This is a genomic window from Raineya orbicola (assembly GCF_002843425.1).
In the GTDB taxonomy this organism is placed as follows: domain Bacteria; phylum Bacteroidota; class Bacteroidia; order Cytophagales; family Thermonemataceae; genus Raineya; species Raineya orbicola.
On sequence record NZ_NKXO01000071.1, the window covers coordinates 1 to 6,366 of the forward strand.

The 6,366-nt window shown below is 37.5% G+C and carries 7 protein-coding genes; 5 read left to right on the plus strand and 2 right to left on the minus strand.

Going from position 1 to position 6,366, the window contains the following annotated elements:
• Positions 1 to 131: 131 nt before the first annotated feature.
• Both Rain11_RS13450 and Rain11_RS13455 read right to left on the minus strand, forming a co-directional pair.
• Entirely contained in the window at positions 132 to 719 is a 588-nt protein-coding gene (locus Rain11_RS13450) for an RNA polymerase sigma factor (protein ID WP_243390597.1), read from the minus strand.
• A gap of 24 nt (positions 720 to 743) precedes the next feature.
• The gene (locus Rain11_RS13455; RefSeq protein WP_101359887.1) at positions 744 to 1,463 is read right to left on the minus strand and encodes a hypothetical protein; all 720 of its coding nucleotides are present in this window, start codon (positions 1,461 to 1,463) and stop codon (positions 744 to 746) included.
• A 214-nt stretch (positions 1,464 to 1,677) separates the two neighbouring features.
• Between Rain11_RS13455 and Rain11_RS13460 the strand changes: the two genes are divergently transcribed.
• From Rain11_RS13460 to Rain11_RS13480, 5 genes are all read left to right on the plus strand, one after another.
• Entirely contained in the window at positions 1,678 to 2,238 is a 561-nt protein-coding gene (locus tag Rain11_RS13460) for a TerD family protein (RefSeq protein WP_101359888.1), read from the plus strand.
• 71 nt (positions 2,239 to 2,309) lie between these two features.
• Positions 2,310 to 2,870, plus strand: coding sequence for a TerD family protein (locus tag Rain11_RS13465; RefSeq protein ID WP_101359889.1), 561 nt, complete (start codon positions 2,310 to 2,312; stop codon positions 2,868 to 2,870).
• Between the two features lie 102 nt (positions 2,871 to 2,972).
• Positions 2,973 to 4,319 (plus strand): acetyl-CoA carboxylase biotin carboxylase subunit, encoded by a 1,347-nt coding sequence (gene accC, locus Rain11_RS13470; RefSeq protein WP_101359890.1) that lies wholly within the window; start codon positions 2,973 to 2,975, stop codon positions 4,317 to 4,319.
• A 14-nt stretch (positions 4,320 to 4,333) separates the two neighbouring features.
• Positions 4,334 to 5,521 carry a glycine C-acetyltransferase gene (kbl, locus tag Rain11_RS13475; RefSeq protein WP_101359891.1) on the plus strand — a complete coding sequence of 396 codons (1,188 nt, stop codon included), beginning with the start codon at positions 4,334 to 4,336 and terminating at the stop codon, positions 5,519 to 5,521.
• 112 nt (positions 5,522 to 5,633) lie between these two features.
• The gene (locus Rain11_RS13480) at positions 5,634 to 6,206 is read left to right on the plus strand and encodes a DUF502 domain-containing protein (RefSeq protein WP_101359892.1); all 573 of its coding nucleotides are present in this window, start codon (positions 5,634 to 5,636) and stop codon (positions 6,204 to 6,206) included.
• Positions 6,207 to 6,366 lie beyond the last annotated feature (160 nt).

The window sequence follows — 6,366 nt, forward strand, 5'->3', positions numbered from 1 at the left end:
GTAAATGTGGTATTATATACCTTTTTATATTATCTTTGCTTAAGATTTCCATGAAAAGTAATATTTTAGTTTCAGCACCTAAATATACAACTTTCATTGGAAATCTTTTTCAATCCTAAACAACTTCTCGGTTAAAAATTATCTCCTTTAAGCAAATTGCGTAAAAAATCTAAGGCATTTTTAGCTCGGGTTTTTACGGTACCCAGCGGTATTCCCAATTTTTCGGCTATTTCCGATTGAGAGTAGCCTTCAAAATACATCATTTCAATAATAACTCTATGTTCAGGTTTCAGTTTTTGTGTCAATTCGCCTATACCAATAAAATCTGATTGATTAAGCGTATCATTATCGGCTTTTTTAGAAATACTTTTCAAGTTTTCGGCTTTGTGTTTAGCCTCTTTGGCTCGTAGTTTGTCTATAGCCGTGTTTCGCAAAATATTTAGTAGCCAAGTAAAAAGTTTGCCTTTGGAACTATCGTAGCTATGAATATTTTGCCATATTTTTACAAAAGCCTCTTGCAAAGCATCTTGAGCCAACTCTTCGTTTTTCAGAATTTGCAAAGCAACTCCATACATACACGAAGCGTAATGGTCGTACAGATACTCCAAAGCCTTTTCATTTTTAGCTTTGAGCTGAACAATCAACTCACTTTCTAACCAAAATGTTTTTTCTTTTTCCAAACCTTGCTCAAACTTGATATTTGCACGTAAATTAAACAAACATTTTGGTTGTAGGCAAATTTTTTAGGCGGCTTTCTGCGAAAGATGCCTTACAAGTACCCTTTTTGCCACAGGCAAAAGTGTTTCCTGCAAGGGGTATGGCACTTTTGCCACAATCAAGTAGGTGGCAGGATTGGGTAGTTTAGTATATTTACGAAGTAAAGCGAGTTTTAGATTTTCAAAAGTTTCAAAAATCTTTTTAGGGATAGTTTCTAAATACTGCAAGTGAATAGCTCGGTAAGGGTTTTCTAAATTTTCAAAAATAGAAACTTGATATTCGTATACTTGAATATTTTTCAAAATTTCTTCATACAACATCAAATAACCTTCCTCCTGATACAAAGGAGCAATGCCCACAATTGAAAGTTCTAAATGGCTTTCTACATAATCGTATAAACTTTTCCCTTCTTTGAGCAAAGAACGAAAATTAGGAATAGCAAACTCTACAATCTCCTCCAATGTTTGCATAATTTCATCATCATCTACCAAAATTTCATATTGAAGTCGTAATTTTTCAAAATCAGCTTGGGTGATTTGTTTGGGAAAATTCTGACGCAAAAAATGTTTGCCCTCCTTGAAAGAAAGCAGGTTCTGATAATGAAAAACTAAATCTGAAAGATAAGGATAAAGCCTCGTAGCCTCAAACTCACTTTGAACATTTTTTAAGTAAGCCAGCAACACATATTTTTTGTACTCAAAATCTATCAGACCTTCGGTAAGCCAATTGTGAGCTAAACTTTTCATAAGACTATTACGTTTATACAAAAAACAAAAATACTTTGCATAAAATACTCAAAAAAAATCAAATTCCAAAATAAAATTTCAAAATTTATGCCAAACACAATACCTTTATCTAACAACTGAACTTATATCACAAGAAATGAAGTTTTGATAAAAAATTTTGCAAAAATCAATAAAAACATTTTTTTTGCTAAAAATTCAACCAAGAGTATTTCTTATGGCAATAGAACTCAATAAAGGAAACAAACTTAATCTTTCTAAAAAAGAGCCTTCACTCAAAAAAGTGATGATAGGCTTGGGCTGGGAAGTATTGCCCGGCAATAATATGGATTTAGATGCATCGGTATTTATGATAGGCGAAAATGGAAAAATCCCCGCTGATGAGTATTTCGTTTTTTACAACAATTTACAATCGCCTGATGGTTCGCTCAAACATACAGGCGATAATCGCACAGGTATTGGTGATGATGATGATGAAATGATACTCGCCAATCTGCCCGCAGTAAATCCTATTATTAAAGAGCTGATTGTAGTCGTGAGTATTCACGATGCCGAAGTTCGCAAACATCATTTTGGTTTGCTAAAAAATGCTTATATTCGCCTTGTAGATGTAGAAAATAGCCGTGAAGTTGTTCGTTTTCGTTTAGATGAAAATAATACATCTTTCACAGAAATTGAATTTGGCAGATTGAAACGAGAAGAAGATGGCTGGCATTTTATTGCCACAGGAGTAGGTACAGCTATTGGTTTGCAAGGTTATGTAGATAAATATGTATAGCGACCTTGTAAGATTTTTCAAACCTTACAAGTTCAAGGAAAATTTTTCTGACCTCTAAAATATTTTGTTTTATGGCTATTTCGCTCAAAAAAGGCAATTCATTCAATTTGACTAAAAAAGAACCTTCGCTCAAAAAAATTATGATAGGTTTGGGCTGGGAGGTAAAAGCAGGCAATGCTTTGGATTTAGATGCTTCGGTATTTATGATAAATGAAAAGGGAAAGTTACCTGCTGATGAATATTTTGTTTTTTACAACAATTTACAATCGCCCGATGGGGCTATCAAACACACAGGAGATAACCGAACAGGGCTGGGCGACGAAGACGATGAGATGATTCTTGCCAACTTGGAGTCTGTAAATCCTGCTGTAAGTGAAATTTTAGTGATTGTCAGCATACACGATGCCGAAAGCCGTAAACATAACTTCGGTATGCTTTCCGATGCCTATATTCGTATTTATGATGTAGAAACCAAACGTGAAATTTTACGTTATGATTTAGATGCCGACTACCCCACTTCTACTGATGTAGAATTTGGCAGGCTCAAACGAGAAAATGGTGAATGGATTTTCACTGCCACAGGCATAGGTGGCAATAAGGGTTTGCAAGGCTACGTAGATATGTATGCGTAAGACGTACAGGTAGCAAGCAAGTGATAAAATTCGCAAGGTTTTTTCGGAATTTTTCGGAAAAACCTTTTTATTTGCAAACATAAACCCAAACAAACAAAACGTATGTTCAAAAAAATTCTGATAGCCAATCGTGGGGAAATAGCTTTACGTATCATACGCACCTGCAAAGAAATGGGCATTAAAACCGTAGCTGTTTATTCTACAGCTGATAAAGAAAGTTTGCACGTCAGATTTGCCGATGAAGCCGTTTGCATAGGACCTGCTCCGAGCAAACAATCTTATCTGAATATTCCTGCTATCATCGCTGCTGCTGAAATTACAAACGCTGATGCCATTCACCCTGGTTATGGGTTTCTTTCTGAAAATGCCCTTTTTTCTAAAACTTGTCAAGAACACAACATTAAATTCATAGGGGCTACCCCCGAGCAAATTCAAAAAATGGGCGATAAAGCCACCGCCAAAGCAACAATGAAAGCCGCAGGCGTACCTACGGTACCCGGCTCCGATGGTATCATTGAGAATTTAGCAGAAGCTAAAAAAATTGCTAAAAAAATCAAGTATCCTATTATCTTGAAAGCCACCGCAGGAGGAGGCGGGCGTGGTATGCGTATTGTCCATAAAGAAGAAGATTTAGAAAAAGCCTGGAACGATGCTAAAATGGAAGCAGGTGCCGCCTTCGGTAATGACGGCTTGTATATGGAAAAATTCATCGAAAGCCCCCGACACATTGAAATTCAGGTCTTTGGCGACCAATATGGCAACGTATGCCACCTTTCAGAAAGAGATTGTTCTATCCAACGCCGTAACCAAAAACTTATCGAAGAAACCCCTTCCCCGCTACTTGATGAAAAACTTCGCGAGAAAATGGGACAAGCCGCTATCAAAGGAGCAAAAGCTATCAACTACGAAGGAGCAGGCACTATTGAGTTTCTTTTGGATAAAAACGGCGATTTCTACTTTATGGAAATGAACACCCGCATACAAGTAGAACACCCTGTTACAGAGGCAGTTACGGGTTGGGATTTGGTGAAAGAGCAAATCAAAGTAGCCGCAGGAGTGCCTATTTCAGGAAAAAACTATTATCCTTTGGCTTACTCTATGGAGTGCCGCATCAATGCCGAAGACCCTGGCAAAGATTTTAGACCTTGTCCGGGCAAAATTACCAATTTACACATTCCCGGTGGGGCAGGCGTGAGGGTAGATACGCATATTTATTCAGGCTATGTTATTCCTCCTAACTATGACTCAATGATTGCCAAAGTAATCGTAACGGCTCAATCGCGTGAGGAAGTGATTGTTAGAATGAAACGTGCCTTGCAAGAATTTGTGATTGATGGCGTAAAAACTACTATTCCTTTGCTTATTCGTCTGATGGACGACCCTAATTTCCAAAATGGAAGAGATTTTACCACACAATATATGAACAATTACGATTATTCAGGTTTGTAAAAACATTTACGACTATGTACACCAACCAAGCACTACTTGCCCAAGAATTGCAAGAAATAGAAAATGCAGGGCTTTACAAGAAAGAACGCATCATCACAACTCCCCAAGGAGCTGATATTGTTGCCAATGGCAAAGAAGTTATCAATTTTTGTGCAAACAATTATTTGGGACTTTCTTCACACCCCAAAGTCATTGAAGCGGCTAAAAAAGCCTTAGATACTCACGGATTTGGTATGTCTTCGGTACGTTTTATCTGCGGAACGCAAGATATTCATAAAGAGTTAGAACGTAAAATTTCCGAATTTTTAGGCACCGAAGATACCATTCTTTATGCCGCCGCCTTTGATGCCAATGGAGGTGTGTTTGAGCCTCTTTTCAATGAACAAGATGCTATCATTTCTGACGAACTGAACCACGCTTCTATCATTGACGGCATACGTTTGTGCAAAGCTCAACGTTTTCGCTACAAACACAATGATATGACAGATTTGGAAGCTAAACTCCAAGAAGCTCAAAATGCTCGTACTCGTATTATTGTTACCGATGGCGTTTTTTCTATGGACGGCACCATTGCCCAATTGGATAAAATCGTAGCACTTGCCGAAAAATACAATTCTCTCATTATGATTGATGAATGCCACGCCTCGGGCTTTATGGGCAAAAATGGTAGAGGTACTCACGAATATAGAGGCGTAATGGGTAAAATTGATATTATTACGGGTACGCTTGGCAAGGCTTTGGGCGGTGCTATGGGTGGTTTTACCAGTGGCAAAAAGGAAATTATTGATATTTTACGCCAACGCTCTCGTCCTTATTTGTTTTCTAATGCTCTTGCTCCTGCTATTGTAGCGGCTTCTATTGCTGTTTTGGATATGCTTTCTGAAACTACCGAACTGCGTGATAAACTTGAACGAAATACCAAATATTTCCGTCAGAAAATCAGCGAAGCGGGTTTTGATATAAAACCGGGCGAACACCCCATTGTACCAATTATGCTTTACGATGCCGTGCTTGCTCAAAAATTTGCCGAAAGACTTTTGGATAAAGGTATTTATGTAGTAGGTTTCTTTTATCCTGTTGTTCCCAAAGGGCAAGCTCGCATACGCGTGCAAATTTCTGCCGCACACGAAAAGCATCATTTGGATAAAGCTATTCAAGCCTTTACAGAAGTAGGTAAAGAACTGGGAGTATTAAAATCCTAGACATTTAAGGCAAGAAATACAGGGATATAGCACTATGAAAAGTGTAAATCATTCTTATCGCCTGTTTCTTGCCTTTCGTTTCTAACTTTTTACACGCATTATCAAACTTTATATGAAGTACTTTTTACGATATTTTTTCAGAGGTTTGCTTTTTGTAGTGCCTGTGAGTATCACGGCTTATGCCTTGTATTTTGTTGTAAATGCTTTGGATAGACTTTTTCCTTACTTTCACATACCTGGCTTAGGAGTAATAGTAGTCATTGCAGGTACTACGCTTTTAGGATATTTGGGTTCAGCGTGGCTAACCAAACCTATTTTGCAGTTTTTTGATAAAATATTAGAAAAACTGCCTTTTGTGCGTATCATTTATTCCTCCATCAAAGATTTGACGTCTGCTTTCGTAGGTGAAAAGAAAAAATTTGATAAGCCTGTTTTGGTGCAAATCTCACAAGATTCCAATCTCAAACGTTTAGGATTTCTTACCCAAGAAGACCTCAACGAGTGGGGGCTTGATGAAAATTTCGTAGCTGTGTATATTCCACATTCATATAATTTTTCGGGCAATTTGTTTATTGTGGAAAAAAAATTCATTACCCCGCTCAATAGCAGTGGGGCAGATATTATGAAATTTATCGTTTCGGGGGGCGTGATTGATTTGGACGAAAGCGTAATAAAGACCGAGTAAATGCTTTTCATTTGCAATTACAAAATAGATTTTGAAGTTGTTTAGGATTGTAATTTTTTATTTGTTCTTTGTAAAAAAACAAGAAAAAAATGTGATTGTTGGATTAAAAACACCACCCCCAACCCCTCCTCAACGAGGAGGGGGGAGTTTTAAGTCCTAA

What these genes read in the sequence shown, in the direction of transcription:
- Rain11_RS13460 (WP_101359888.1), top strand. Translation starts at nt 1,678, where the DNA reads ATGGCAATAGAACTCAATAAAGGAAACAAACTTAATCTTTCTAAAAAA.
- kbl (WP_101359891.1), top strand. Translation starts at nt 4,334, where the DNA reads ATGTACACCAACCAAGCACTACTTGCCCAAGAATTGCAAGAAATAGAA.
- Rain11_RS13480 (WP_101359892.1), top strand. Translation starts at nt 5,634, where the DNA reads ATGAAGTACTTTTTACGATATTTTTTCAGAGGTTTGCTTTTTGTAGTG.
- accC (WP_101359890.1), top strand. Translation starts at nt 2,973, where the DNA reads ATGTTCAAAAAAATTCTGATAGCCAATCGTGGGGAAATAGCTTTACGT.
- Rain11_RS13455 (WP_101359887.1), bottom strand. Translation starts at nt 1,463, where the DNA reads ATGAAAAGTTTAGCTCACAATTGGCTTACCGAAGGTCTGATAGATTTT.
- Rain11_RS13465 (WP_101359889.1), top strand. Translation starts at nt 2,310, where the DNA reads ATGGCTATTTCGCTCAAAAAAGGCAATTCATTCAATTTGACTAAAAAA.